Consider the following 25,908-nt stretch of genomic DNA (forward strand, 5'->3'; position numbering starts at 1 on the left):
GCGGCTCTCCCTACCAAGACTTAAACTTTTAAAAGATGAAAAGATCTTTTCGTGTTAAATGAAATGCATTCTAGAACCGCCATCAGGGATGATGGCGGTAGGTCGAGGGCGTACAGGATGTGCGCTCCGAGACCGGTCGGCCAAGCGACGCGGTAAAAAAGCGCGAGAGTCGAGAGGGTACGCGCTGGTAACCTCTCGTCGGACGCCTACGCCAGCGGTGTCATGGACACATAAATGCTGACGGGCGGACGAAAACTTTCACCATTTTTACATAAAAAGGTTCTGACGCATTTTCGTGTTGAAAGAATGCATTATAGAGCCACCGGCAACAATGCCGGTGGCTGGTCGAGGGCATACAGATATTTCACTGTTCTAGAGATCTAGAGACCGCTATCACCCCAACTGCTTACGTGCATTACGGAACATACGCATCCACGGGCTATCTTCGCCCCACTCGGCTGGGTGCCAAGAGTTGCTAACCGTACGGAACACGCGTTCTGGGTGCGGCATCATCACCGTCGCACGACCGTTGGCGCTAGTAACGGCGGTAATGCCGTTCACTGAGCCATTCGGGTTCGCTGGATAAGACTCGGTGACTTTACCGAAGTTATCAACAAAGCGTAGCGCCACCAGATTATGATGCTCTAGCGCAGCCAGATGTGCATCATCACGAACTTCTACATGGCCTTCACCGTGAGAAACCGCAATCGGCATACGAGAACCTTCCATTCCCTGGAACAACAGTGATGGACTCGCAGCGACTTCTACCAAGCTGAAACGCGCTTCGAAACGTTCTGACGTATTGCGTACAAAACGAGGCCAATGCTCAGCACCTGGAATCAACTCACGCAAATTGGACATCATCTGACAGCCGTTACACACGCCCAAAGCCAAGGTTTGTGGACGATGGAAGAACGATTCAAACTGATCGCGTGCACGTTCATTGAACAGAATGGATTTCGCCCACCCCTCACCAGCACCTAAAACATCACCGTATGAGAAGCCGCCACACGCCACCAGCGAATGGAATTCATCTAGCGTGATACGTCCTGCCAGAATATCGCTCATGTGTACGTCTACGGCATCAAAACCAGCACGATGGAAGGCTGCTGCCATCTCCACATGAGAGTTCACACCCTGCTCGCGTAACACCGCCAATTTCGGGCGGCTCCCTGTTGCAATATAAGGTGCAGCAATATCTTCCTGAGGATTGAAGGTCAGTTTGACGTTCAAGCCAGGATCGGATTCCACCTGTTTGGCCTGATGTTCCTGATCGGCGCATTCCGGATTATCACGCAGGCGTTGCATCTGCCACGTCGTCTCGGCCCACCACAGACGCAGCGTTGAACGCTGTTCGTGGTACACCTCTTTGCCATGCGACTGAATCGCAAAGCGATCGCCGCTTGAGGCATGACCAATTTCATGCGCGATATCAGCAATTCCCTGCTCGGTCAGCACGGCTTTTACTGCTGCGAGATCCGTGTTACGAACCTGAATAACGGCACCTAACTCTTCGTTGAACAACGCAGCAAGGTGATCCTGCCCCAGCATGCTGATATCAATATCCAGCGCACAGTGCCCAGCAAACGCCATTTCTGCCAACGTGACCAGCAGGCCACCGTCAGAGCGGTCGTGATAAGCCAAAAGTTTACCTTCAGCCACCAGCGTCTGCATGGCATTGAAGAAACCAGCCAGCTTCTGCGTGTTACGCACATCAGCGGGCTTATCACCCAACTGACGATAGACCTGTGCTAGCGCCGTCGCACCTAACGCATTGTTCCCCTCGCCCAAGTCGATGAGCAGCAGCGTATTTTCGCCCTGATCAACATGCAACTGTGGTGTCACCGTATGGCGCACGTCTTCGACGCGGGCAAATGCGGTAATCACCAGCGACAGCGGTGATGTCATCTCGCGTGGCTGGTTACCTTCCTGCCAGCGCGTTTTCATCGACATGGAATCTTTGCCTACGGGGATAGTCAGCCCCAGCGCTGGACACAGCTCTTCGCCCACGGCTTTGACGGCTTCATATAACCCCGCGTCCTCGCCTGGATGACCGGCTGCAGACATCCAGTTAGCCGAAAGCTTAACGCGTTTAAGCTCACCGACCTGAGTACAGGCAAGGTTAGTTAATGCTTCGCCTACGGCCAAACGTGCCGAGGCAGCGAAATCAAGCAAAGCAACCGGAGCACGTTCGCCTAAAGACATCGCCTCACCATAGTAGCTGTCGAGGCTTGCGGTCGTCACCGCACAGTCGGCTACTGGGATCTGCCACGGGCCGACCATCTGATCGCGAGCAACCATACCGGTTACGCTACGGTCACCGATGGTAATCAGGAACGTTTTTTCCGCTACGGCGGGTAAATGCATCACACGTTTTACCGCATCAGCAATGCTGATACTGCCACGGTTTAACGAATCGCCCAGCGCTTTTAGCGTGGTGACATCACGTGTCATCTTCGGCGTTTTACCCAACAATACGTCTAAAGGCATATCGATAGGCTGATTGTCGAAATGGCGGTCATTCAGCGTTAAATGCAGTTCTTCGGTAGCCTCTCCGATGACGGCATAAGGCGCACGCTCACGACGGCAAATCGCATCAAACTGAGCCAGTTTCTCTGGTGCAACGGACATCACATAGCGTTCCTGTGATTCGTTACACCAAACCTCCAGCGGGCTCATTCCCGGCTCATCGTTGAGAATATCGCGTAGTTCAAAACGCCCACCACGACCACCATCGCTCACCAACTCAGGCATCGCATTAGATAACCCGCCGGCGCCAACGTCGTGAATAAACTGAATCGGGTTTTCGTCACCCAACTGCCAGCAACTATCGATCACTTCCTGACAACGGCGTTCCATCTCTGGGTTGTCACGCTGTACCGATGCAAAATCGAGATCCGCGTCAGACTGGCCTGATGCCATCGAAGAAGCCGCACCGCCACCTAAACCAATATTCATCGCCGGCCCACCAAGCACAATGAGCTTGGCTCCCACGGTGATCTCGCCTTTCTGTACGTGTTCCGCACGAATATTTCCGATACCGCCCGCCAACATAATGGGTTTGTGGTAACCACGCAGTTCAACGCCGTTATGACTTTTAACCTGCTCTTCATAGGTGCGGAAATAACCTAGCAGCGCTGGACGGCCAAATTCGTTGTTAAACGCCGCCCCACCCAATGGGCCTTCGGTCATAATACTTAAAGCATTCACGATGCGTTCTGGTTTGCCGAAATCCTGCTCCCACGGCTGTTCAAAGCCAGGAATACGTAAGTTGGAAACGGAGAAACCGACCAAACCTGCTTTTGGCTTGGAACCACGGCCCGTTGCACCCTCATCACGAATTTCGCCACCAGAACCGGTTGCCGCACCAGGCCAGGGAGAGATCGCCGTTGGGTGGTTGTGGGTTTCCACCTTCATCAGGATATGAGCGTCTTCCTGATGGTAGTCATACACACCTGATTCCGGATCGGCAAAGAAGCGCCCCACAGAAGAACCTTCCATCACCGCGGCGTTATCTTTATAAGCCGACAGCACGTAATCTGGCGTCTGCTCATAGGTATTCTTAATCATTTTGAACAGCGATTTTGGCTGTTCCTGCCCATCGATAATCCAATCGGCATTGAAAATCTTGTGGCGGCAGTGCTCAGAGTTCGCCTGAGCAAACATATAAAGCTCAATGTCATTTGGATTACGCCCCAAGCGAGTGAACGATTCCAAGAGATAATCGATTTCATCATCGGCCAGCGCCAGCCCTAGGCGTGTATTAGCTTCAACCAGCGCGCTACGGCCTTTTCCCAACATATCGACGCTCTGTACTGGCGCGGGAGATTGGTGGCTAAAGAGTTTCTGGGCGTCCTGCAATTCATGGAATACACGCTCCATCATGCGGTCGTGCAACAGACCCTGCAATTTTTGCCACTGCGCGTCGGTAAGTTCTGGCGCATCCACGTAATAGGCTAAACCACGTTCTAAACGGATCACCTGTGGAAGATTACAGTTATGCGCAATGTCGGTTGCTTTAGACGACCACGGGGAAATGGTTCCAGGGCGTGGTGTCACCAACAGCAAACGGCCTTTGGGCTCGTGCTCGGCCAAAGAAGGGCCGTATTTTAACAAACGCTGGAGTGTCGCCTTTTCTTCTGCTGAGAGAGGCGCGCTAACGTCGGCAAAGTGCACATATTCAGCATAGATATCGTTGACTGGAAGATTAGCGTCCTGACAAGCAGACAGCAGTTGGGTAACACGAAAAGCCGACAAAGCGGGTGAGCCACGCATGATTTCCATTGGAAATAAGTCCGTCATCTAGGTTCTCTCGTCTTCGAGATGGCTGTGAGAGGTCAAAAAACCTTGTCTACAACCGCCTCAGTGGGCGAAACAGGGGGAAAGCGGAAGACATTATAGAGAATCTACACGCCAGACGAAACCGTTTGCGTAGCCTTTATTTCACATTGGGTGTTTCATAGTAAGATAAAATTTATGTGCTTTTTGAGTTGCGCACTGACGCTTTGTTGCGCAAAATGCCCGCCTACCTGTTGATTTAGCCATATACTATCCTGCAAACACAGCCTCACAACTCGATACACATTCATGAGATAACTATTTGAAACGTATAAAATATAATTATTATCTTATTGGTATCGTTTCTGCCCTGCTGGCGCTTGCGCTATGGCCCAACATTCCGTGGCGTAGCGGAAATGAGAGCCAGCTACAACAGATCCTTGACCGTGGGGAACTGCGGGTCAGCACGATTAATTCTCCCTTAACCTATCAGGCTGATGGGAAAAACGTGAGCGGCTTGGACTATGAGCTGGCAAAACGCTTTGCTGATTATCTTGGCGTAAAGCTAAAAGTTCGTGTGCGTGGCACATTGCCCGAATTATTTGACGATTTGGATAGCGGTAAAAGCGATCTGGTTGCAGCTGGTTTGCTTTATAATACCGAGCGCCTGAGCCGTTTCCGCACTGGCCCTGCTTATTACTCGGTATCACAGCAGTTGGTTTATCGGCAAGGTAAGCCTCGCCCAAAATCGCTGAATGATTTAAGCGGTACGCTTGCGGTGCAATCTGGCTCGGCCCACGTCACCACGCTGAGCCAATATAAACAGAATAAATATCCTAATCTCACTTGGGAATCTTCCAGCGATCTCTCTTCTAACGAGCTTATGCAGCGTGTCGTTCAGGGAAAACTGGATTACACCATTGCGGACTCCGTCACCGTGGCACTGTTTCAACGCATCCATCCTCAACTCGCCGTGGCTTTTGATATCAGCGATGAAGAGCCGGTCATGTGGTATCTGAACCGCACTGACGACGACAGCTTATACGCCGCCGTTTTGGATTTTTTCAGCAACATGGTGGACGACGGCTCTCTTGCTAGGCTCGAAGAGAAGTATTTGGGCCATGTGGGCGGCTTTGACTACGTCGATATCAAAACGTTTTTAGCTGCAATTGATAACGTACTGCCGGATTTGAGCGATATCTTTAAAAAATACGCTGATAAAATCGACTGGAAACTTTTGGCGGCAATTGCCTATCAAGAATCTCACTGGAATCCTCAGGCAACCTCCCCCACCGGGGTGCGCGGATTGATGATGCTCACTCGCGCCACGGCTGATGGACTTGGTGTCAAAGATCGTCTCGATCCCGAACAAAGTATTGCGGGCGGCGCGTTATACCTTGAACGTTTGATGGATAAACTGCCGGACACCATCCCTGAAGATGAGAAAATTTGGTTTGCGCTGGCCGCCTACAATATGGGCTATGGTCACATGCTAGACGTGCGTCAATTGACACAGAAACAGGGCGGAAATCCTAATAGCTGGGTTGATGTGAAGCAGCGATTGCCGATGTTAAGCCAGAAAAAATATAACCAGAATCTGACCTACGGCTACGCACGTGGGCACGAAGCCTATCAGTATGTCGAAAACATTCGCCGTTATCTGGTCAGTCTGGAAGGATATCTGTTAGAAAAAGAGAAACAGGTCGCAGCCGAACAAACCCGTCAGGCATTACTCGGTAAAGGCTATCCCGCCGTATCACCGGAAGATGCACTTGAAGGGAAGCCTAAGCGCAGCCCTCGCGGGCTGCTACCGTTTTAATCTGCTCGATCAGGTTTATTCTGGCGCCGAGCCTCACGCTCGGCTTTTTTCTGCTCGCGACGCTGCTGAAAGAACTGGCTTAACATCTCTGAACATTCGTTCGCCATCACGCCAGCGGTAATCTCGATCTGATGGTTCATCCCCGGATGACGTAAAACATCTAGCAGAGATCCCGCCGCCCCGGTTTTTAAATCACTCGCGCCATACACTAAACGCTTGATGCGGCTGTGAACCATTGCGCCTGCACACATCACACAGGGCTCTAATGTCACATACAGAGTTGCGTTGAGCAGTCGGTAATTCTGCACAATTTGCCCCCCCTGTTGTAGCGCCATAATCTCAGCGTGTGCGGTAGGATCGTGGCGGGTAATCGGGCGATTCCATCCTTGCCCTATCACTTCATCATCCAGCACCAAAATCGCACCAACAGGAACTTCGCCCTGCTCCCATGCTTTTTGCGCTAGTGCTAATGCTTGCTTCATCCAGTAAGCATCATTTAGTTCGCTCACGTGCTCACCTCCGTTCATTCAGGGCGCGCATTATACCTTTCTTGCCTGAAGTTGCATCTTTGGCTTAATCATCATCGTTCAACGCCTCTGTACTCTTTTTACTATGCGATCTGGACGCAAAGTTTTATGCCAAAGAATCACGTACGATGTACAAGGCTTAAGCCGTCTATTTTATTCAACGTTGAAAAGGAGATGTATCACGATGTTTGGTCAAACTCGAATGGTAAAAAAAGCGTTACTCGCCGGTGTCATGCTTATGGCTTCCACTTCTTTGTGGGCTGCAGAACATTGGATCGATGTGCGCACTCCAGACCAGTATCAGGAAACTCACGTAAAAGGTGCCGTGAATATTCCGTTAAAACAACTGGATCAACGCATCAGCGAAGTGGCGCAGGACAAGAACGATACGCTGCACCTTTACTGCAACACGGGTAATCAGTCCGGTAAAGCGGAAAAGCTGCTGCAAAATATGGGCTACAAAAATGCCATTAACGAAGGCGGCCTGAAAGACGTTGAAAAAACACAGGCCATGATAAAATAATCACACGATTATTCCCCTCGATGCAAAAACCATCGGCTTCGGGGGGCTGACTCATTCCCTCCTTATTCCCCCTAATTTTACACCCGCGTAAAGATAGGTTAGCGCCACTAACACGTTTCACCACAGAAGAATATTTATACATGTCAAGCATCACACAAGACACGAATATATAAATAATCAATGTATTAATTTTGCTATCATTTTATTCCTACCAGATCTTGAGGAAGATCAGATTTACTCTACCTCTTGAGTAGTATCGTGATGTTAATTTTCTCACATTAAGGAATGACACGATGACAACTTCTACCTTCTTTATCCCATCTGTGAACATGATTGGTGCTGGTTGCCTCGCAGAAGCCGCCACCACTATGAAAGGCTACGGCTACAAACACGCGCTGATCGTCACCGATGCCGTCCTGAACAAAATCGGCGTCGTTGCTAAAGTACAATCTCTGCTTGCCGACCTAGGTATCCAAAGCGCCGTGTACGATGGCACTCATCCAAACCCAACCAGCACTAACGTCGCTGAAGGTCTGGAAATTCTGCGTCAGCATAAAAGCGACTGTGTTATTTCCCTTGGCGGTGGCTCTCCACACGACTGCGCAAAAGGTATTGCGCTGGTCGCTGCCAACGGTGGTGACATTCGTGACTATGAAGGCGTTGATAAATCAGCTAAGCCACAGCTGCCGCTGATTTCTATCAATACCACTGCCGGTACCGCGTCAGAAATGACCCGTTTCTGCATCATTACCGATATCGACCGTCACATCAAAATGGCGATCGTTGATAAGCACGTCACTCCAATTTTGTCCGTTAACGATCCTGAGCTGATGGCGGGAATGCCAAAAGGCCTGACAGCGGCAACCGGTATGGACGCACTGACTCACGCCGTAGAAGCCTATGTTTCTATTGCGGCAAACCCAATCACCGACGCCTGTGCACTGAAAGCCGTTACCATGATCAGCCAATCTCTGCGCCACGCAGTTGAAAACGGCAGCAACATGGAAGCGCGCGAAACCATGGCCTATGCTCAGTTCTTGGCTGGTATGGCATTTAACAACGCGTCACTGGGCTATGTGCATGCAATGGCGCATCAGCTTGGCGGTTTCTACGATCTGCCGCACGGTGTGTGTAACGCGGTTCTGCTGCCACACGTACAGATCTTTAATGCGAAAGTTTGTGCTTCTCGCCTAAAAGACATCGCTGCCGCAATGGGCGTTGACGTTAGCAATATGAATGACCAACAGGGTGCCGATGCCTGCATCGCTGAAATTCGTAAACTGGCCAAAGATGTCAACATCCCAGCCGGTTTAACCGAATTGAACGTTAAAATCGAAGATCTGCCTACGCTGGCAACTAACGCGCTGAAAGATGCCTGCGGGTTCACTAACCCAATTCAGGCAACTCATGAAGAAATTGTCGCTATCTTTAAAGCAGCAATGTAATAACCTTCTGAGTTAAAAAGACAAAGGTAGGCATAGTGCCTACCTTTTTTATGCTCTTGAGTTGGTTCTACATCAAATCACTGTGCTGAAACTCTTCACCCAGAAAATCGAGCAACGTTTTCACCGCCGGTAGGAGCCCTCTACGGCTTGGATAAGCGGCATGAATTAACCCCGACGATGGATGCCACTGTGGCAGCACGTCTACCAATTGACCACTTGCCAACGCACTACGCGCCACGACATACGGCAAATGAACCACGCCCAACCCGGCAACGGCGGCCTGACAAAGCAAACTTAGATTATCGGTGACAATCCGAGGCTGGAAGCTAATTTGCGCCGTCGCGCTATTAGACCCTTGTAGTCGCCAGCTATAATCACTTTGCACCCATCCCCAATGTAATGCAGGAAGCTCACTGAGCGCTGCAGGCGTCATGTTTCTCCCATCAATCAGCGCCGGACTTGCCACCAGCATTTGTCGGCTATTCCCCAGTCGTTTAACCACCAGATCGCTGTCTTCCAGCGGAGACATCCGCACACGAATGGCAATATCAATCCCCTCGTGGATCACATCAACCTTTCGATTGGTGCTCTCTATTTGCAGGTTCACGCGTGGATAACGCAGCATAAAGCGCGACAGCATGGCTCCCACCCAATAATCCAACAACGAAGTCGGACAACTGATCTTAATCGTGCCACAGGGCTCAGAGTGGCGGCGTGCAACCAACTCTTCTGCTGCCTCGGCCTCCACCACCATCGCACGACAGTGGTGGTAATACTCTTGGCCCAAATCCGTTACCGAAAAACGGCGCGTAGAACGGTTGATTAGCCGGATACCTAAACGCTCTTCCAACTGGGCAATCCGGCGACTGATTTTAGATTTCGGCATACCTAGCGCACGCCCAGCTGCGGCAAAGCCCTGATTTTCGACGACGTGAACAAATAAAAACATTTCATTTAAGTCATACATCGTACAACTCCAATCGTTCCAAATTTAGAACAGTGAAACACATTTACGCCTACTACTGCACCAACTTGCGCTGAATTAGACTTATCACATCGAATTTAGCTAAGCGGAGCAACATCATGAAAAAGATTATCGGCGTTTACAGCGCTCCCGGCTCACATTGGGTGGGCGACGGTTTTCCAGTTCGCAGCCTGTTTTCTTATAACCAGCAAGGCGAATACATCAGCCCGTTTCTATTGCTGGACTATGCCGGTCCACAACGCTTCTCAGCAACGGACAAACGCCGTGGCGTGGGCGAGCACCCTCATCGTGGCTTTGAGACCGTCACCATTGTTTATCAGGGGGAGTTAGAGCATCGAGACTCCACCGGGAATGGCGGCTTTATTGGCGCAGGAGACGTGCAGTGGATGACCGCAGGCGCGGGAATTTTACACGAAGAGTTTCATGCGCCGTCATTTGCAGCCACGGGTGGCACGTTAGAGATGGTACAGCTGTGGGTCAATCTGCCCGCGAAAGACAAGATGACAGAACCGGGTTATCAAACGCTGCTGAAAGCACAGATCCCACAGTTCGATCTTGAAAATAATGCAGGACAGCTACGCGTTATCGCCGGTGAGTTCAGCGGGCACCAAGGCCCAGCGCATACCTTCTCACCGCTCGATGTGTGGGACATGAAGCTTAATGCAGGCAAGACAACGAACTTCACGCTACCCGCTGGGCGCAATGCCATTCTGGTGGTACTGAAAGGTGCGGTGGAAGTGAATGGACAAAAGCTACTGCATGATGCGGAACTGGCGTTGTTTTCCGTTGAAGGTGAGAGCGTCACTCTGACCGCACACAGCGACTCCGTAGTATTACTGCTCAGCGGCGAGCCACTCGATGAGCCCATTGTGGGTTATGGCCCGTTCGTCATGAACAGCCAACAGCAAATTGTTCAGGCATTTAGTGATTTTCAAACCGGTCATTTTGGACGAATGACGAGCCAGTAGTCGTCATGGACAAGGACGTCCCTACTTTTCAATTAGATAGATCCCCTGTCATAAAACTAAAAGGTCATCCTATGAATAACCATATTGCTAACTTTAACGGCGCTAAGCCGACTATCGATCCTAACGATACCGCACTCTTACTGATCGACCATCAAAGCGGCCTGTTTCAGGTTGTTAAAGATATCGATTTACCCCAGCTGCGAGCCAACGCCATCGCGCTGGCAAAGGCGGCAAATTTACTGCAAATTCCGGTCATTACCACAGCCTCTGTACCGCAAGGACCTAATGGCCCGTTAATCCCAGAAATTCACGCAGCCGCACCGCACGCTACCTACGTGGCGCGTAAAGGGCAAATTAACGCGTGGGATTCACAGGAATTTGTTGATGCAGTGAAAGCAACCGGCAAGAAAACCTTGGTTATCGCTGGCACAATTACCAGCGTCTGCTTGGCCTTCCCGTGCATCAGCGCTATTTATGAGGGATATAAAGTCTTTGCCGTTGTTGATGCTTCAGGCACCGTTTCACAAATGGCCAGCGATTTAACGATTGCACGCTTAACGCAGGCAGGCGTTGTCCCTATCGACACCATGGGCACCATTTCAGAGCTACAAGGTACTTGGAATCGCCCTGACGCGGAACAGTGGGCTGAAGTGTATGCGCAGGCAATGCCTCACTATCAGTTGCTGATCGAAAGCCATACGCGCGCACAGCAGGCGGTGCGTGATAATGAAGTGTTAGACTCGCAGCGCAGCTAATTCGCTTAGCCTCTACGCAGCCGTAGAGGCTTTTTCATTCACTCCAGTTGCTGGAGTTCTCCCATTGGGCTCACGCGGAAACGGTGCTCACAAAACGCCAGCAGTGGATTATCCTGCTGGCTGTCACTGTATCCACTGAATAACTTAAGAGGTTTGCCCAACTGCATTTCTAGCTGAACCACTTTTTCCTGCCCTAAACAGCGCAGCGGCATCACCCAGCCGCCGTTTCTACGCACCATGCGGCTGCCGATCGTTCTCACCTGATGAATAAAAGGTTCATCAGCATAAACCTGTTCAACCAAACGCTGCGGTGATCCGGTAATTAACCACACCTCTGCGGTTTGGCTGCCGAGATACTCTTTCAACCGCCCCAGTACTACGGGGAAAGGAACGACATCGCGCTTAAACACTTGAACGAACTGACGTTCTAGCGCATTCAGGCGTGATTCTCGATGACCAAAAGTGATCGCCCAAAGCAACAGGCTTATCGGCCAGCGCGTGGCTCTGCCCTGCACGATCAAGCCAAAAGCAATCACGGGTAATAATGGGATCACTAACAGCAAATTTTGCGGCATATGCCAAAGCAGGAATCTTAAAAAACTCCCGAACATATCTTGCTGATGCAGAGTGCCATCAAGGTCAAAAAAGACCACGCGGTGTGTATTTCTCGCTGACGGGTTATCGGTCAAAACGGCTCCTCGGGAAAGCGAAATCCCATCCTCTAGACAAAAATCCTGCCATAACGGTAACCAGCATCTCTTCAAGATACAACTATGGCATCCCATAAACTGCACCGAGCTAAACCAAAGCTCACCGCAAAGGAATAACCTGAGTAAAAAATTGGTGTCTGTCGCTGGAGGGGGTATAATCGCGCCCCCGCGAGTATTTATCCGCCCCACACGAGTGGTTTAGCCGACTTGGTTCGCGACCACCCAGCAACGTTATGAGAGAGTTATGGCCCTACTGATCACAAAAAAATGTATCAACTGTGACATGTGCGAGCCGGAGTGCCCGAACCAAGCGATTTCCATGGGAATGGATATTTACGAGATTGATGCCGAACGCTGCACCGAGTGCGTGGGTCACTACGATGAGCCAACCTGCATGAAGGTTTGCCCCATCGATAATACAATTATTCGCGATCCGGCTCATTTAGAAAGCAACGAACAGCTGTGGGATAAGTTCGTGGTACTGCATCACTCAGACAAAATTTAATGACCGCAGGGCTCTCGCCCTGAGGTCTTATTGAACGATATCAGTTAGCGCATTCGCCTTTGGCATCAAATCGAGGCTGACCGTCAGGGACAATCGCTTTTTCAACCATCCCATCTTCCATCGATGGCGTTATGGCAAAGTGCGCCTGAATTTCCAAAAATACCGGCTGACCCGCTTCGCCCTGAGCGCGACTATACCCCTGCTCCAAAGCAATGTTATTGCTCACCGGGAAATTTTTGCCCGTAGCACAATCATGGAAGGTCGCCGCGTCGGCCATATAGACATACATGCCTTTAAACGTCATCGGCGTAACTGGCAGCGGCGCATCCGTCGCTTTCAGCGTGTAATTTAACGTGGAGTCGATATCGTTGCCGCTGGCGTCCAGCATGTTTAAGTCATTGCCTTTAGGACGAAAATAACGCTTGCTGCCGTCCGTACCGGTAAGTACCAGTTTATCGGCGGTACGCTGCCAGCTACCGTACTCCGCAAAAGCCTGATCGCCGTCACGTGTACCACGGTAAACTTCTTTCAGAACAAAGGTGCCATCTTTTTCCAAGAACAGCGACGTATCCATCCCTTGGCAATCAGCACAGGGCAAAACGCCCTGAAAACTTTGCGCCATCGGCTTGAGAGGTTGTTCTACATATTGAGAACGAGCATTACACCCGAACAGTGCCATCGCACCCGCTGCCAGAAACAGCGAAATAGCCAATTTTTTCACAGTTATTCTCCTACTGTGGATCTTTATCATGTTTGTCTTAAGCCGCTCGTAATTGCTAATCTTAATCAGCACTGACCTTACCGCGTAAAGACTTGGTCACCCCGCGTCGGGTTTTGCTTTCGACCCGCTTACGTTTTGCATTTCGACTCGGCTTAGTGGGACGGCGAACTTTCTCCACAACCCCTGCCGATTTAATCAATTCAGCTAGTCTCGCTAGCGCCGCTTCACGGTTTAACTCCTGACTACGATATTCCTGCGCCTTAATCACCACGACGCCGTCAGAAGTAATCAGATGATGACTCATCGCCAATAAACGCTCCTGATACAACGGGGGTAAACTGGAGGTACGAATATCAAAACGTAGATGAATCGCCGTGGATGACTTATTCACATTCTGACCACCGTTTCCCTGCGCACGGATCGCGGTGATTTCAATTTCGTCATCAGCAATAGAAACGGTATTGGTTATCTGCAACATCTTAAACTCCCGCAGGTTTCCAATGGTCAAACTGGATCTCTACGTTTTGTTGCGCATCAGATAGCCAAATGGCGCCTTCCTGTATCGTGGCCTGTAGATCCATGGTGCGACTAGCAAATTTTGGCAACTGAGCCATGATGTCATCGCTGACAAAACGAATGGAAAGCGCCTTAAGACCACTCAGTTTTGCCTGATTTTGCTGCCACCACACTCGTCCAGCGCGTTCACTATAAGCGTAGAGAACCACTTCCTGCGATAACGAGCAGGCCTTTTTAAGACGTTTCTCATCGGGTAAACCGAGTTCAATCCACAAATCGATTCCGTTGTAATCGTTGCGCAACCATAACTCTGGCTCATCGTCGGCACATAGACCTTTAGTGAACGTCAAACGCTCGTTCGCATGGCAAATCCAGGCCAAAAGTCGCAGCATCATTCGTTGTTCGGTTTCTGAGGGATGCTGTGCCAGCGTCAAAGAAGCATCATGATAAAAATGACGATCCATATCTGCAATATTGACGTTAGCTTTGTAAATCGTTGCCTTTAATGCCATAAAATCCTCTCGTATAATTATTTACAGTGTACCGTATCCCCTTCCAGCCAACTAGTCGGCTGGGGATTGTCACGTGTAAAGAACGAATTAATTGCGTTGCGCAACGGTTCTAGCTGCTTTCTAGTGAGAGCGACTGTGCTATAGTCGTTGAGATAAGCAGAGCTTATCCTCATGCCGGTTTTTACCAACTGCCCGTCATTGGGATAAGCTTTATAGGAGGATAACTTTGCAGCAATATTCTGAGTTAGTACGCCGTATGTATGCCCAGATCGGCAGTGGAGATTTGGGGTATATACCTGATGCGTTAGGTTGTGTTTTAAAAGCTCTGGATGAGGTTGCAGCCAATGAAGCGCTGCCATCTGCCGTTAGGGAACAGGCGGCCTATGCCGCCGCTAACTTATTGGTGAGTGATTATGTCGAAAATTGAAGAGTATCAGCCAATCAACTGTGACGATTACGACAATTTGGAACTCGCCTGCCAGCATCATCTGATACTGGCGCTAGAACTGCGCAACGGAGAGAAGTTGCAAGCTAAAGCCAATGATTTGATTTCGCGTAAACACGTAGAGTATCTGATCATTGAGCAAGACGGCGAGCCACGGGAGTTACGTTTAGACCACATAGCCAGCTTCAGTCACCCTGAAATTGGTACCGTCAACGTAAGCATTTCTTAGCCCCTTTCGGCACACATCTCCAGCCACATATATACGAAGGGCGATGAAATCATCGCCCTTTCTATTTGGGTTTGAGACTCTCTAGGGTTTAAGACTTGCATAGTAAGCGGCTAAATCGCTGATATCCTGCTCGGAAAGATTGCCAACGTAGGCCTTCATCACCTCAGCCTGCCCGCCGGAACGCCCCCCGCTTTTATAATCCTTCAGCGCCTGCTCAAGATACATCGCATTCTGACCCGCCAGATTCGGATACATCGGCACCGTCACTTTACCTTCCATACCGTGACAGGCGACACAGGTCATCGCCTTGCTTTTACCTGCTGCCGCATCACCCGCAGCCAGCACTGGCAAAGAAGCCACCGCCGTCAGCACAACCGCAGCCATTAATTTTTTCATCATTGTTATGTTCCTCGACATTGCAATCACTTCCACCCGCGCTGAGTGAACGCGTGCAGCCAACACATCTGTGGCTTGAATTATGACGGAGATTATCCTCAACGTAATTGGAGCAGCATCAAGCAAGCACCGCTAACGCCGAGGTTGCTTCAATTATGACAACACAAAATCTCCTAAATAATTCAGGCCACAGGAAGGCGGCAAACACGTGAATCCCTAGGAGCTTACACTGGTAAGTGACTAGGGTGAACGCGTGCAGCCAACGCATCTGTGGCTTGAATTATGACGGAGATTTACATCCAGTCTTTGGTCCAGTGAATATTCCATACAGGCTCATCCGCCACGGCCTGCCCATTCTGGGTGATGAATACACCGAGAGCGGCGATGAGCGTTTCACCATAGTAGAGCATAGGCGTTCGCTCGCGTTCCCACGGTGGAATATTATGTTCTTGCCAGATTTTTTTGATTGGTCGCGAATGGCGGCGGCCAACGATGCGTAGTGTGCCATGGGCGGCGAAGCGAATCGAGACGGCCTCATCGAATTTCGGGGCGCGTACACATATTCCTCGGCTACCGAGCTGTAGTTCACCGAGCCCATCGGGCAGCGACAACGACTCTCTCGGATCCCATTCAATCACTTGATCTTTTAGGGAACGCAGCGGTGGCAATAGATAAAGATGCTGGCGGTAACGACGGATTTGGCTTTTGCCAAGCTGAAGCTGAGGCTCGGCATCTTCGCGTGCCATGGCGACTTCAGACCAGAGCAATTGGAGTTGCTCTCGGGTCGGCATCATTACGCCAAAGCAGGCGATCCAACGGCGTAGTAGCGCATAGCGTTTGGCCTCCGACATGGGTAATAGGCCGTCAATGTTGAGCGAATCATCTTCGCTCATGAGGGATTGCAGCGATTCTAGCAGTAGCTCATCGAGCAGTTGTTCTTGCTCTGCACACAAGCTGGCGCTACGAGCAACCGCTTCGGGAAAGTGCGGCCAGCGATCGCGTAAATTCGGAATGACGCGCAAGCGCAGGAAATTGCGATCGAAACGATCGTCTTGGTTGCTGTCGTCTTCGACCCATTTGAGATCGTAGTTAGCAGCATATTCCTCAAGCTGAGCACGGCTGATATCCAGCAGAGGACGGAGCTGTTCAGTACTGAAGAATGGCATATGACTCGCCATAGCAGAGAGTCCGGTTGGACCACTGCCACGCTTAAGCGCCAGCAAAAACGTCTCGCACTGATCGTCGAGATGCTGAGCCGTGAGCAACGTTTCGTGATGACTAATTTCGTCAGCAATGGCGTGATATCGCGCGTCGCGCGCTGCTGCCTCCACTCCGCTGCGTTGGGAATCAACCTTAACGCGTAGCACCTTCAAGGGAACCTGCCACTGGCGACAAACGGACTCGCAATGATCGACCCATAAATCGGCATAGCGGCTTAGTCCATGATGTACATGGACTGCGCGCAGTTGTAGATGAGGAAAATTCTGCATGCGCAGTTGTGCTAGCGCATGCAGAAGTACGGTGGAATCAAGTCCACCGCTAAAAGCAACCATCAGTTGCGAACGCCCCTGAAGCTTGCTGGCAATTCGCATCTGGATTTCTGAGCTATTCATGAAACTTTACGGCGCGGTCACCGCCCTGAACGATTGAATATCAGAACGTTAACCATCCGCTCTGTTGGAAGCAAGCCCTTATTCGCACGACTCGGCAGCAATTGCATTCCGGCGTACCATCAGCATATGGCATAGCCAGATTAACGCGACTAATCCCACGCAGCCGAGCGCGCCCCAGGCGATATCGCTAAAGACGCTCACATAAGCCATCACTGAATGCGCCGTTGCTTCACCGCCCTGTTCAAATGAAACTTCTGCCGTTTGGTTGGCGATAATTCCTGCCAGATAATTAGCTATCGATCCAGTCGCCAGCATATAAATACCGGTCAGGACGCCCGTCACTCCCGGTATTTTCAGACGTGTGATCTGTGCCATCGCAACAGGATCGATAAACAGTTCTGCGCACCCCATAACCGCTAAGCCCAATACGGTCAGCGCCATGGAACCCTGCCCATGAACCGCGGCCCAACGAGCATTAAAAGTAAGAATGCCAAACCCTGCGCTGATCAGCGCAAGACCTAACGCAAATTTACCCCAGATACGCAATATACGATTGCCATTGCTATTTTCACGTACCAGCCAAGCAAGCGCCACGCCGCTTAACATCACGGCAAAGCCATTCACGGATTGGAATACCGCCGTTGGAATAGTGAAAGAGAACCACTGGCGATTGACAAAACGATCGATAAATAGGCTTATCGAGCTTCCGCCCTGCTGAGCAAATGCCCAAAATAACGTTCCCAGCAACATTAGGATCACGATCTGTAGCAGACCTTTGCGCTGCTCAGGCTCTGCTCGACGATAGATCCCAGCCAGAATAATAATGGCACCGGCACACACCAGTGCCAAAGCGTAGCTCGACCAGTCGCGCCAGAAGAGCACCGCCACAAACAGAGGAGAGAGAATCACCGCCGCCAGCAACCACCCCCAGTTTGGGATGCGCAGCGTTGTATTTTTCATACCCTGATGGTTCACACCAATGGTATGGCGGAAATGTTTGTGCCCGCATAAGAAGATAATCAAACCGGCAAACATACCGATCCCCGCCAACGCAAAGCCGACGTGCCAGCCGTATTGTTCGGCAGCCAGACCGCAGGCAATTGGCGCTACGATCGAACCAATATTCCCAGCGGCATAGAGCAGTGAAAAACCGCCGTCGCGGCGTGGATCTTCGGGAGAGTAAAGTTCTCCCAGCAAGCAGCTGATATTGGATTTGAACAGCCCGTAACCACACACAATGATGGCTAAGGCTAAATAGAGAGAAGACGGTGAAACCGCACTAACGCCCAAGACCACATGGCCCAGCGTCATCAGGATCGCCCCTGCAATCACAGCCATCCGGTTACCTAACAATTTGTCTGCTAGGATCCCGCCGATGATTGGCGTGACGTAAACGAGTGAGGCGTAAGCACTATAAAGACTGAAAGCGTGGGTATCGTTGTACCCTAGCTGATGGGTGAGATAAAGAATAAGTAACGCACGCATGCCGTAAAAGCTGAAATATTCCCAGATTTGCAATGCTACGACATAGTAGATAGCGCGCGGTTGTGAGGGTGTTTTCATGTCATCTCCCATTTAAGGGGGTTGCATAATAAAAGGGGGCGCCCTTTATTAGGACGCCCCCTCAGTCAGTCTATTACTTCTGTTCTTTGATAACTTTAACAGTGTAGCGACCGTCTGCCTGACGATATGCACCGTGGATATCAGTTTCGAAGCCTGGGTAGTGCGCACCGATTTCGCACAGCATCTGCAAGAATTCCAGAACTGGGCGGCTTTCTTCGGTCAGCATTTCACCTGGCATGACCAAAGGAACTCCTGGAGGATATGGCAGGATCATGTTGGCATTGACTTTGCCGATCATCTCTTCCAGATAAACTTCTTCGGTCTGGCCACGCAGTTCCATCTGGAACGCAGCGTGTGGGTTCATCACCATGGTTGGCAGCACTTCAAATGCACGGTACATCAGGTCCGGCAGGTTGTGGTGCTGAATCAGCGCATGGATACCCTGTGCCAGTTCTTGAATACGCATGTTTTCATAGAACTCTGGATCTTCACGATACAGTGAAGGCAGCATGTTCTTAACGCGCAGGTTCAGATCGTATGAACGTTTAAAGTCGGTCAGTGCACGCAGCAGGCTGAGCGCTTTAGTTTTGTCGATACCGATGCTGAACAGGAACAGCATGTTGTATGGACCGGTTTTCTCAACGATGATGCCGTGCTCGTCCAGATATTTAGAGACGATAGACGCTGGGATACCGGTATCAGCCATTGAACCATCTTTCTGCATCCCAGGAGTCAACAGAGTGACTTTGATTGGGTCCAGATACATGTGGTCGTTATCGATATCTTTGAAGCCATGCCAGTTGTCTTTGGAATCCAAAGGCCAGCATTTCGCTTCGTCGATACCTTCTGGCTGCCATACGTCGAAGAACCAGCCTTCAGACTCGGAGTTCAGACGTTTGATTTCTTTACGGAAACGAATCGCACGTTCGATAGAACCGTTGATCAGACGTTTACCGGCATTACCTTTCATCATTGCCGCTGCGGTTTCGGTAGAAGCCACGATGCCGTAATGAGGAGAAGTAGAGGTGTGCATCATGTAGGCTTCGTTGAAGGTTTCTTCGTTGATATCACCTTTAACGTGAATCATTGAAGCCTGAGAGAATGCAGCCAGCAGTTTATGAGTAGACTGAGTTTCATAAATAACTTTGCCTTCAACACGGCCACCGCTCATACCGCACAGACCTTTGTAGATCGGGCTGAAGTTGGTGTAAGGAACCCATGCAGAGTCAAAGTGGATGGATTTAACGTCCAGCGCTTCTTTGATGTAATCAGTGTTGTACAGCAGACCGTCGTAAGTGGAGTTAGTCACTACGGCGTGAACTGGCCAGGTTGCATTTGGAGTTTGTGCAACGCGTTCAGCGATGGTGTCGTGCTGGAATTCACTCTTAGGAATACCACCCAAAATGCCGTAAGCGTTACGGGTTGGACGGAAGTAGATAGGAGTGATGTCGCTCATCATCATCAGATGAGTCAGAGATTTATGGCAGTTACGGTCAATCAGAACGGTGCTGCCAGCAGGTGCAGAGTACATACCAACGATTTTGTTCGCGGTAGAAGTACCGTTAGTCACCATGTAGCTGCGTTCTGCGTTGAAAGTACGCGCAATGTATTCTTCAGCTTCTTTGTGTGGACCTGAGTGGTCAAGCAGAGAACCCAGTTCACCCACAGAGATGGAGATATCAGATTTCATCGCGTTAGCGCCGAAGAAATCATAGAAGATGCTACCCACTGGGGATTTCTGGAACGCAGTACCGCCCATGTGACCCGGAGTACAGAAGGTGTATTTACCTTCTTTAACGTAGTTGAACAGTGCTTTGGTCAGCGGAGGCAGAATTTCGTCGATGTATGCATCAGTGCTCTGACGAATTTTTTGCGCGATATCCTGAGCTGCGCCCAGCGCGTATTCGAAGAACTCAACGTTCAAACGCAGATCGTTCAGGCTAACATCCAGAGTAGAGTGGGTGTTGGCGAAAGCATAAACCGGCAGATGTTCGTTCATCGCGCTGATTTCTTCGCACAGGTCGAGATTATAAGTATCCCAGTCGAAGATAACACCGCACAGACGTGCATTGTTGTCGATGAGTTTCAGCAGGTCTTCACGGTCGTTTGGATAAACAATCTGAAAATCCAGTGCTTCCAGTGCCTTGTGCAGTTCACGGATAGGCTCTTCTTTGAAGTAGACGCCCATGTGATTCAAGATGGCAATAATATTCATACTCTAATTCTCCAGGCAAAAAGCTGGCCCCTCCCTACTTTTCAGTAGAAGTACTTCAAACAGAGAGAGGCTGGATAAATTAATTTGTCTTGCTGTGTGTAATCGCGAGGATTACTCAATTCGTTGTGTCCGTGGCGTTAGCCAAGTCACTTATGCGTTGCTGTCTGCGCTAGCTTGTGGTTTGCGTGAGTTCATTTTACGTGCATAGAACATCAGGATAACCAGGCTCACGATGAAGGTACCGGACAGTTCGAATGAACCCGCACCCATCAGAGCGATGAAGCAGAAGCAACAACCCAGAACCGATGCAACCAAGCTCAACAGGTTTTTCACGTTGGCGCCTTCGAAACGAATCAGGTCAACGCAAGAGTAGAAGTAAGGCAGCATAGTCAGCAGTACCGCGATACCAGTCAGTTCACCGAACAGGTCAGACGCTTTACCGCCGCTGGCGCTCATTACAGTGATCAGAATCATCAGTACGGTCATTTTCACTGCGGCTAACAGCAGGCCTTTCTTAGGAATGCCGTTTTTGTCCAGCTCGCCGTACACTTTAGGGAAGTTACCGTCTTTAGCAGCACGAACACCGGCTTGACCCACCAGCATCATCCAAGAACCTAAAGAGGTTAAACATGCGAATGCGGTGAAAGCAGATACTGCAGGAGCAGCCCAGCCACCTACCATTGTTGAAGCACTCATTGCGAACGGTGCACCAGAAGCAGCCATTTCGTGAGCTGGGTACATACCGGCGATAACCTGAGTTGCCGCGATATACACGATACCTGCCAGACCAGTACCTAACATGGTAGCCAGTGGAACGGTACGAGATGGGTTTTTCACCATACCAGTACTTACCGCTGCGGATTCAACACCGACGAACGCCCACAGGCACAACAGAATACTTTTGATAACTGCGTGGCTATCAGTACCACCAGAAGTGTTCCAGTTAGCGTGATAAGTCGCAGGGTCAAACCAAGCCCAACCAGCGATAGCAGTACCAATGACTGGGATTAATACCAGAACCAGACCGATAGTAGTTAAACGACTTACCCAAGTACCACCCAACATGTTAACGAAGGTGAAGATCCACACAATCGCGATACAAGCGGCACCGGCTGCGATTGGGCTATTCAATACTGGGAAGAAAGTAGAAAGATAAGAAACTGCGGTAATACCGATTGCTAAGTTACCAATCCAGTTTGCATGGTAATAAAGAACACCGGTTTGGAAACCAAATGCCGGACCAATTTCACCAGCATAAGCAATTGGGCCACCTTCTTGAGGATTTTTAGTAGCCAAACGTGCATATACATACGCTAGTGACATTGCACCGATTAAAGAAATGATCCAACCAAATATTGCGATGGAACCGAGACTCGCCAGGTTCGCAGGTAATAGTGCAATACCGCTCCCCATCATATTACCAGCTACTACGCCGGTGCAGGCAATTAGCCCGATTTTCTTGCTTGATGACATGGTCAGTTGCTCCTGATTAATTTTCAGAAAAGTCGCATTCACTCATTACCGCAGTTAGGTGACCGACTTGATGGGATGCATGGTACTGACCGGTAAAATAAAAGTCCTAAAGGTAAAGTTAAATTATCAGCGTGTCCCAATAAATGACATCTTGATATTTTTATCCAACAAGTAAAAAAACATCAAGAAACATGGATTTTATTCAATAAAAACAGTGTGTTGACATAAAAATTACCCAAAGAATTTCAAGCAAACAACCAACATAAAGAAACAAAATTAACACATACGCTCACACAAAAAAACAACACATTTAATGCATATATTTTTCATTGTCAGCAGGATTTTGGTGGGAGGTTTATAATTCTTTGGAGGTAAAAAAAAGCCTGTCCTTTATAAGGAGACAGGCTAGATTAAATATCATACAAATTAATTGTTGTTAGAGAAATCGTAATTGGCAAGATAAGGTGCTACACGGATAACGTTAGTCTGGAAAACCCCATTCTTTATCCAGTCTAATGTGTTATTTCCAGGCCTCAAATTGAATGCCGTAATATAAGCATCAGCGGCAAGGTTATTCTGACCTTTCAATTCGTACACCTTTCCAAGCAATACATAGTTCAGCCAAGACATTTCTAAATCGATACCTTTATTTATCATCTTAAAGGCCTCATCAACTTTACCCTGACTTAAATAATCAACCGTATATATCTGCTGGATAATTGCGCTATTTTGCAATAGCGGAATAGCCTCAACGTCAGTAATCTCTTTACGAAGATCCGCCAAGTCTGCTGCATTAAACGGTTGATATGAGTTCAGCAAAATATCAACCAATGCTTTTTCTGCACGCGCGTAGATAAACTCTGGCGACTGTTTTGTAATCTGAGCAAGCAGGACACTGGCTTGGTTCAGTGAGTCACTGTCACCCTGAATCAATAACTGGTGTGCCTGATAGTAAAGCTGTAACACCTGACTATGTTGCGGTACCAGCGTTTCTATTCTCTGCACCATACTCGATGGTTGAACGACTTTTAACGTCTGGAACATGCTATCGATAAAATCCTTCTGTACCGTCAGCAAATTATCCGTAGTAATAAAGTAGCGTTTTTCCAACATGACTGAGCTATCAGCGTTATCAATCAAGCGGACAGACAGAAAACACTGCTGCGCGCGATAGTGGCGTTGATTCACAAACTCAATATACATGGACTTACCAGAGCTACTCGGTCCACCGTAGTTATAGTTCGTCTGATCATGCACCAAAAACGTCGAGTGCGTATTCAGGCCCTGCGCCAGCATTTCGCTCAGGCCGACAACGTAAGAGAGCTGATTTGTCCAGTTGGTACAGCTGTTGCCCCCCTGAATACGAATATCAATGTCGCGTGGGTTTAACAACATTGGCGCCGGTGCAACGGGTACTCGCTGGTTAAACACCGCCAAACCGACCAAAGAAATACACAGCAACAGTGAAGAAAGAAAGGCCACCCAGACCCAAAAACGCGAATGCCATAGCTTAGACAACCGTTTTTTTTCACCCTTACCCTTGGTAACGGTTTCTGTTGCGGTTGCTGGGCTATTCAGCGCGTCAGCCTGTTGTTGCTGAGATTCAGCCACAGTCGTGCTAAGTGGAAGCTGACCACTGCCGTCTTCTGGCTCATGATCGATAACCACTTTTACGGGTGCCTGAGCTGGCATAGTAAAATCTGCACCGCCCTCTTCGCACCAGATAACGGGCTCAACCAGCTTGTAGCCGCGCTTAGGCACGGTGACGATGTATTCCGGCGCATCAGGGCGACCGTCTTTGAGATATTTCCTCAGCTCGGAGATACACTGAGTCACCACATGGTTGGTGACAATATTACGTTTCCATACGTTATCAATTAGTTCATCCCTGCTTAGTACCGTATCGGGATGATGAGCAAAGTAGCTCAGCATATCGATGAGGCGAGGCTCTAGCACTAATAACCGACCATCACGGGTGATCTTATTATCAGCGGCTAAAACCAACCATTCGCCAACGCGGAAAGTTTGCTCTTGCATGGTGTGCTAAGGCTCAGAGGGAAATGGAAAGAAGCGCGCAATAGTAGCACAGCGGAAGATGTTACACAGTAAACCGCAGCACCCTACGCCCTATTGGTATTATAATTTCAACAATTGGTACTGTTTTTTAACCTATTGGTCGCTTGGTAAAGCTCAAGCGGCAAGCCATCAGGGTCAGTGAAAAACGTGAATCGTCGTTCAGTGTATGGATCAATGCGTATCGGTTCGCAACGGATCTGATGCTGTGCCAGATGAGTTACTGCGCTATCAATATCATCTACGCTAAACGCAAGATGTCGCAAGCCACAGGCTTCAGGCTGTGAAACACGCGCTGGAGGTTGTGGAAACGAAAACAGCTCAATCGTGTAATCACCATTAAGTGCCAAATCCCCTTTCCAGGAATCTCGCTCCGCACGGTACACCTCACTCAATAGCGTAAAGCCTAAAACATCGCAGTAAAACGACTTACTGCGTGGATAATCAGACGCGATAATTGCGATATGGTGGACTTTATTGAGTTTCACACATCCTCCAGATGCTAATGATTCTCAGGGAAATTACCCCCTTACTCGGCAGAAAGCAATTCTACAGCGATAATTGTTCCCATATAAAGAGTACTCGAAAAATGCAATATTTGAATGATTGATAAAAACAACAAAGCCCGGCATAACCGGGCTTTACAATAGAGATGAGGTGTGGCGGATATTAGCAGTAGCCGTAGTTCATCAGACGCTGATAGCGACGATTCAACAGCTCTTCAGTTTCCAGCACGTCCAGATCGCTCAAATCAGCCAGCAACTGAGCTTTCAGTGATGCGGCCATCGCAGGAACATCACGATGTGCGCCTCCCAAAGGTTCTGGGATCACAGAGTCAATCAGCTTTAACTCTTTTAGACGAGGAGCAGTAATGCCCATCGCATCTGCGGCCAGTGGCGCTTTATCCGCGCTCTTCCACAGAATCGAAGCACAGCCTTCTGGCGAAATAACGGAATAGGTGCTGTATTGCAGCATATTGACTTTATCGCCCACCCCAATCGCCAGCGCCCCGCCCGAGCCACCTTCACCGATAACGGTGCAGATAACCGGAACGGTCAAACCAGACATTTCACGTAGGTTACGTGCAATGGCCTCTGACTGCCCACGCTCTTCAGCGCCAACGCCAGGGTATGCGCCCGGTGTGTCGATAAAAGTGATGATTGGCAGCTTAAAGCGTTCAGCCATTTCCATCAGGCGCAGAGCCTTACGATAGCCTTCCGGCGCAGGCATACCAAAGTTACGACGGATTTTCTCTTTGGTTTCACGGCCTTTCTGATGACCAATGATCATCACCGCACGACCGTTCAAACGAGCCATACCGCCAACAATCGCCTTATCATCGGCGTAGGCACGGTCGCCAGCCAACTCATCGAAGTCAGTGAAAATATGCTCGATATAATCCAGCGTGTACGGACGACGCGGATGGCGCGCTAATTGCGCAACCTGCCAGGCACCCAGATCAGAAAATATCTTACGAGTTAGCTCAACGCTCTTGTCACGCAGGCGCTGTACTTCTTCGTCGATATTAATATCTAATTTTTCGTCTTGACGGCTGACTGAAGTTAGCGAGTCAATTTTCGCTTCAAGTTCTGCAATCGGCTGTTCAAAATCCAGAAAATTCAGACTCATAGTATTCC

The 25,908-nt window shown here is 49.6% G+C and carries 23 protein-coding genes; 8 read left to right on the forward strand and 15 right to left on the reverse strand.

All coding sequences use genetic code 11. The annotated features are described in order from the left end of the window. Nucleotides 1-393 precede the first annotated feature (393 nt). Entirely contained in the window at nucleotides 394-4,284 is a 3,891-nt protein-coding gene (gene purL / locus HMPREF3091_RS04325) for a phosphoribosylformylglycinamidine synthase (RefSeq protein WP_070714462.1), read from the reverse strand. Between the two features lie 316 nt (nucleotides 4,285-4,600). Here purL and mltF point away from each other — a divergent pair, with 316 nt between their 5' ends. After that, on the forward strand, nucleotides 4,601-6,097 hold the full coding sequence (mltF, locus tag HMPREF3091_RS04330) for a membrane-bound lytic murein transglycosylase MltF (RefSeq protein WP_004094278.1): 1,497 nt from the start codon (nucleotides 4,601-4,603) through the stop codon (nucleotides 6,095-6,097). On the opposite strand, the gene tadA is transcribed toward mltF, so the two are convergent. Beyond that, the gene (tadA, locus tag HMPREF3091_RS04335) at nucleotides 6,094-6,606 is read right to left on the reverse strand and encodes a tRNA adenosine(34) deaminase TadA (protein WP_035503746.1); all 513 of its coding nucleotides are present in this window, start codon (nucleotides 6,604-6,606) and stop codon (nucleotides 6,094-6,096) included. The genes mltF and tadA overlap by 4 nt on opposite strands. Before the next feature lie 220 nt (nucleotides 6,607-6,826). Here tadA and pspE point away from each other — a divergent pair, with 220 nt between their 5' ends. Both pspE and yiaY read left to right on the forward strand, forming a co-directional pair. Next, on the forward strand, nucleotides 6,827-7,147 hold the full coding sequence (gene pspE, locus HMPREF3091_RS04340) for a thiosulfate sulfurtransferase PspE (RefSeq protein WP_246839956.1): 321 nt from the start codon (nucleotides 6,827-6,829) through the stop codon (nucleotides 7,145-7,147). A gap of 293 nt (nucleotides 7,148-7,440) precedes the next feature. Next, nucleotides 7,441-8,592, forward strand: coding sequence for an L-threonine dehydrogenase (gene yiaY, locus HMPREF3091_RS04345; RefSeq protein WP_035503685.1), 1,152 nt, complete (start codon nucleotides 7,441-7,443; stop codon nucleotides 8,590-8,592). A 67-nt stretch (nucleotides 8,593-8,659) separates the two neighbouring features. On the opposite strand, the gene HMPREF3091_RS04350 is transcribed toward yiaY, so the two are convergent. After that, a complete protein-coding gene (locus tag HMPREF3091_RS04350; RefSeq protein ID WP_070714466.1) occupies nucleotides 8,660-9,559 on the reverse strand; it encodes a LysR substrate-binding domain-containing protein in 900 nt (299 codons plus the stop codon). A 116-nt stretch (nucleotides 9,560-9,675) separates the two neighbouring features. Here HMPREF3091_RS04350 and HMPREF3091_RS04355 point away from each other — a divergent pair, with 116 nt between their 5' ends. Further along, on the forward strand, nucleotides 9,676-10,545 hold the full coding sequence (locus HMPREF3091_RS04355; RefSeq protein WP_070714468.1) for a pirin family protein: 870 nt from the start codon (nucleotides 9,676-9,678) through the stop codon (nucleotides 10,543-10,545). Between the two features lie 71 nt (nucleotides 10,546-10,616). After that, complete coding sequence (locus HMPREF3091_RS04360) at nucleotides 10,617-11,300, forward strand: isochorismatase family protein (RefSeq protein WP_070714469.1); 684 nt, start codon at nucleotides 10,617-10,619, stop codon at nucleotides 11,298-11,300. A 38-nt stretch (nucleotides 11,301-11,338) separates the two neighbouring features. Here the strand turns inward: HMPREF3091_RS04360 and yfhb are convergent, their stop codons facing one another. After that, nucleotides 11,339-11,989, reverse strand: coding sequence for a phosphatidylglycerophosphatase C (yfhb, locus tag HMPREF3091_RS04365; protein WP_139146193.1), 651 nt, complete (start codon nucleotides 11,987-11,989; stop codon nucleotides 11,339-11,341). A 265-nt stretch (nucleotides 11,990-12,254) separates the two neighbouring features. Between yfhb and HMPREF3091_RS04370 the strand changes: the two genes are divergently transcribed. Next, nucleotides 12,255-12,515, forward strand: a complete 261-nt coding sequence (locus tag HMPREF3091_RS04370) for a YfhL family 4Fe-4S dicluster ferredoxin (protein WP_004094302.1) — start codon at nucleotides 12,255-12,257, stop codon at nucleotides 12,513-12,515. Between the two features lie 40 nt (nucleotides 12,516-12,555). Here HMPREF3091_RS04370 and nlpE read toward each other — a convergent pair whose 3' ends face one another. The 3 genes from nlpE to HMPREF3091_RS04385 form a co-directional block, all read right to left on the reverse strand. After that, nucleotides 12,556-13,236 carry an envelope stress response activation lipoprotein NlpE gene (gene nlpE / locus HMPREF3091_RS04375; RefSeq protein ID WP_070714471.1) on the reverse strand — a complete coding sequence of 227 codons (681 nt, stop codon included), beginning with the start codon at nucleotides 13,234-13,236 and terminating at the stop codon, nucleotides 12,556-12,558. Nucleotides 13,237-13,297: 61 nt separating this feature from the next. After that, nucleotides 13,298-13,714 (reverse strand): alternative ribosome rescue aminoacyl-tRNA hydrolase ArfB, encoded by a 417-nt coding sequence (arfB, locus tag HMPREF3091_RS04380; RefSeq protein ID WP_070714472.1) that lies wholly within the window; start codon nucleotides 13,712-13,714, stop codon nucleotides 13,298-13,300. 1 nt (nucleotide 13,715) lies between these two features. Continuing rightward, nucleotides 13,716-14,264, reverse strand: coding sequence for a YaeQ family protein (locus HMPREF3091_RS04385; RefSeq protein WP_004094307.1), 549 nt, complete (start codon nucleotides 14,262-14,264; stop codon nucleotides 13,716-13,718). Nucleotides 14,265-14,490: 226 nt separating this feature from the next. Here HMPREF3091_RS04385 and HMPREF3091_RS04390 point away from each other — a divergent pair, with 226 nt between their 5' ends. Both HMPREF3091_RS04390 and rof read left to right on the forward strand, forming a co-directional pair. Further along, a complete protein-coding gene (locus HMPREF3091_RS04390; RefSeq protein ID WP_008814496.1) occupies nucleotides 14,491-14,691 on the forward strand; it encodes a YaeP family protein in 201 nt (66 codons plus the stop codon). Next, nucleotides 14,678-14,938, forward strand: coding sequence for a Rho-binding antiterminator (gene rof, locus HMPREF3091_RS04395; protein ID WP_004094310.1), 261 nt, complete (start codon nucleotides 14,678-14,680; stop codon nucleotides 14,936-14,938). The genes HMPREF3091_RS04390 and rof overlap by 14 nt, the downstream gene beginning before the upstream one ends. Nucleotides 14,939-15,019: 81 nt before the next feature. On the opposite strand, the gene HMPREF3091_RS04400 is transcribed toward rof, so the two are convergent. From HMPREF3091_RS04400 to accA, 8 genes are all read right to left on the reverse strand, one after another. Then, nucleotides 15,020-15,337 carry a c-type cytochrome gene (locus HMPREF3091_RS04400; protein WP_020303586.1) on the reverse strand — a complete coding sequence of 106 codons (318 nt, stop codon included), beginning with the start codon at nucleotides 15,335-15,337 and terminating at the stop codon, nucleotides 15,020-15,022. 290 nt (nucleotides 15,338-15,627) lie between these two features. Then, entirely contained in the window at nucleotides 15,628-16,947 is a 1,320-nt protein-coding gene (gene tilS, locus HMPREF3091_RS04405; protein WP_004094312.1) for a tRNA lysidine(34) synthetase TilS, read from the reverse strand. Between the two features lie 78 nt (nucleotides 16,948-17,025). Further along, nucleotides 17,026-18,510 (reverse strand): dipeptide permease DtpD, encoded by a 1,485-nt coding sequence (gene dtpD, locus HMPREF3091_RS04410; protein WP_008814499.1) that lies wholly within the window; start codon nucleotides 18,508-18,510, stop codon nucleotides 17,026-17,028. A 73-nt stretch (nucleotides 18,511-18,583) separates the two neighbouring features. After that, nucleotides 18,584-20,725, reverse strand: coding sequence for a lysine decarboxylase CadA (locus tag HMPREF3091_RS04415; RefSeq protein ID WP_004094314.1), 2,142 nt, complete (start codon nucleotides 20,723-20,725; stop codon nucleotides 18,584-18,586). Between the two features lie 150 nt (nucleotides 20,726-20,875). Further along, nucleotides 20,876-22,198, reverse strand: a complete 1,323-nt coding sequence (gene cadB, locus HMPREF3091_RS04420) for a cadaverine/lysine antiporter (RefSeq protein ID WP_035503692.1) — start codon at nucleotides 22,196-22,198, stop codon at nucleotides 20,876-20,878. A gap of 426 nt (nucleotides 22,199-22,624) precedes the next feature. Next, entirely contained in the window at nucleotides 22,625-24,235 is a 1,611-nt protein-coding gene (gene cadC, locus HMPREF3091_RS04425) for a lysine decarboxylation/transport transcriptional activator CadC (protein ID WP_070714474.1), read from the reverse strand. A gap of 107 nt (nucleotides 24,236-24,342) precedes the next feature. Next, nucleotides 24,343-24,759 carry a VOC family protein gene (locus HMPREF3091_RS04430; RefSeq protein ID WP_070714476.1) on the reverse strand — a complete coding sequence of 139 codons (417 nt, stop codon included), beginning with the start codon at nucleotides 24,757-24,759 and terminating at the stop codon, nucleotides 24,343-24,345. 181 nt (nucleotides 24,760-24,940) lie between these two features. Then, nucleotides 24,941-25,900, reverse strand: a complete 960-nt coding sequence (gene accA, locus HMPREF3091_RS04435; protein ID WP_004094320.1) for an acetyl-CoA carboxylase carboxyl transferase subunit alpha — start codon at nucleotides 25,898-25,900, stop codon at nucleotides 24,941-24,943. Nucleotides 25,901-25,908 lie beyond the last annotated feature (8 nt).

It is taken from the genome of Hafnia sp. HMSC23F03 (assembly GCF_001816025.1).
GTDB lineage: Bacteria > Pseudomonadota > Gammaproteobacteria > Enterobacterales > Enterobacteriaceae > Hafnia > Hafnia paralvei.

What these genes read in the sequence shown, in the direction of transcription:
- purL (WP_070714462.1), bottom strand. Translation starts at nt 4,284, where the DNA reads ATGGAAATCATGCGTGGCTCACCCGCTTTGTCGGCTTTTCGTGTTACC.
- pspE (WP_246839956.1), top strand. Translation starts at nt 6,827, where the DNA reads ATGGTAAAAAAAGCGTTACTCGCCGGTGTCATGCTTATGGCTTCCACT.
- yiaY (WP_035503685.1), top strand. Translation starts at nt 7,441, where the DNA reads ATGACAACTTCTACCTTCTTTATCCCATCTGTGAACATGATTGGTGCT.
- HMPREF3091_RS04350 (WP_070714466.1), bottom strand. Translation starts at nt 9,559, where the DNA reads ATGTATGACTTAAATGAAATGTTTTTATTTGTTCACGTCGTCGAAAAT.
- HMPREF3091_RS04355 (WP_070714468.1), top strand. Translation starts at nt 9,676, where the DNA reads ATGAAAAAGATTATCGGCGTTTACAGCGCTCCCGGCTCACATTGGGTG.
- HMPREF3091_RS04360 (WP_070714469.1), top strand. Translation starts at nt 10,617, where the DNA reads ATGAATAACCATATTGCTAACTTTAACGGCGCTAAGCCGACTATCGAT.
- HMPREF3091_RS04370 (WP_004094302.1), top strand. Translation starts at nt 12,255, where the DNA reads ATGGCCCTACTGATCACAAAAAAATGTATCAACTGTGACATGTGCGAG.
- arfB (WP_070714472.1), bottom strand. Translation starts at nt 13,714, where the DNA reads ATGTTGCAGATAACCAATACCGTTTCTATTGCTGATGACGAAATTGAA.
- HMPREF3091_RS04385 (WP_004094307.1), bottom strand. Translation starts at nt 14,264, where the DNA reads ATGGCATTAAAGGCAACGATTTACAAAGCTAACGTCAATATTGCAGAT.
- rof (WP_004094310.1), top strand. Translation starts at nt 14,678, where the DNA reads ATGTCGAAAATTGAAGAGTATCAGCCAATCAACTGTGACGATTACGAC.
- HMPREF3091_RS04400 (WP_020303586.1), bottom strand. Translation starts at nt 15,337, where the DNA reads ATGATGAAAAAATTAATGGCTGCGGTTGTGCTGACGGCGGTGGCTTCT.
- tilS (WP_004094312.1), bottom strand. Translation starts at nt 16,947, where the DNA reads ATGAATAGCTCAGAAATCCAGATGCGAATTGCCAGCAAGCTTCAGGGG.
- dtpD (WP_008814499.1), bottom strand. Translation starts at nt 18,510, where the DNA reads ATGAAAACACCCTCACAACCGCGCGCTATCTACTATGTCGTAGCATTG.
- HMPREF3091_RS04415 (WP_004094314.1), bottom strand. Translation starts at nt 20,725, where the DNA reads ATGAATATTATTGCCATCTTGAATCACATGGGCGTCTACTTCAAAGAA.
- cadB (WP_035503692.1), bottom strand. Translation starts at nt 22,198, where the DNA reads ATGTCATCAAGCAAGAAAATCGGGCTAATTGCCTGCACCGGCGTAGTA.
- cadC (WP_070714474.1), bottom strand. Translation starts at nt 24,235, where the DNA reads ATGCAAGAGCAAACTTTCCGCGTTGGCGAATGGTTGGTTTTAGCCGCT.
- accA (WP_004094320.1), bottom strand. Translation starts at nt 25,900, where the DNA reads ATGAGTCTGAATTTTCTGGATTTTGAACAGCCGATTGCAGAACTTGAA.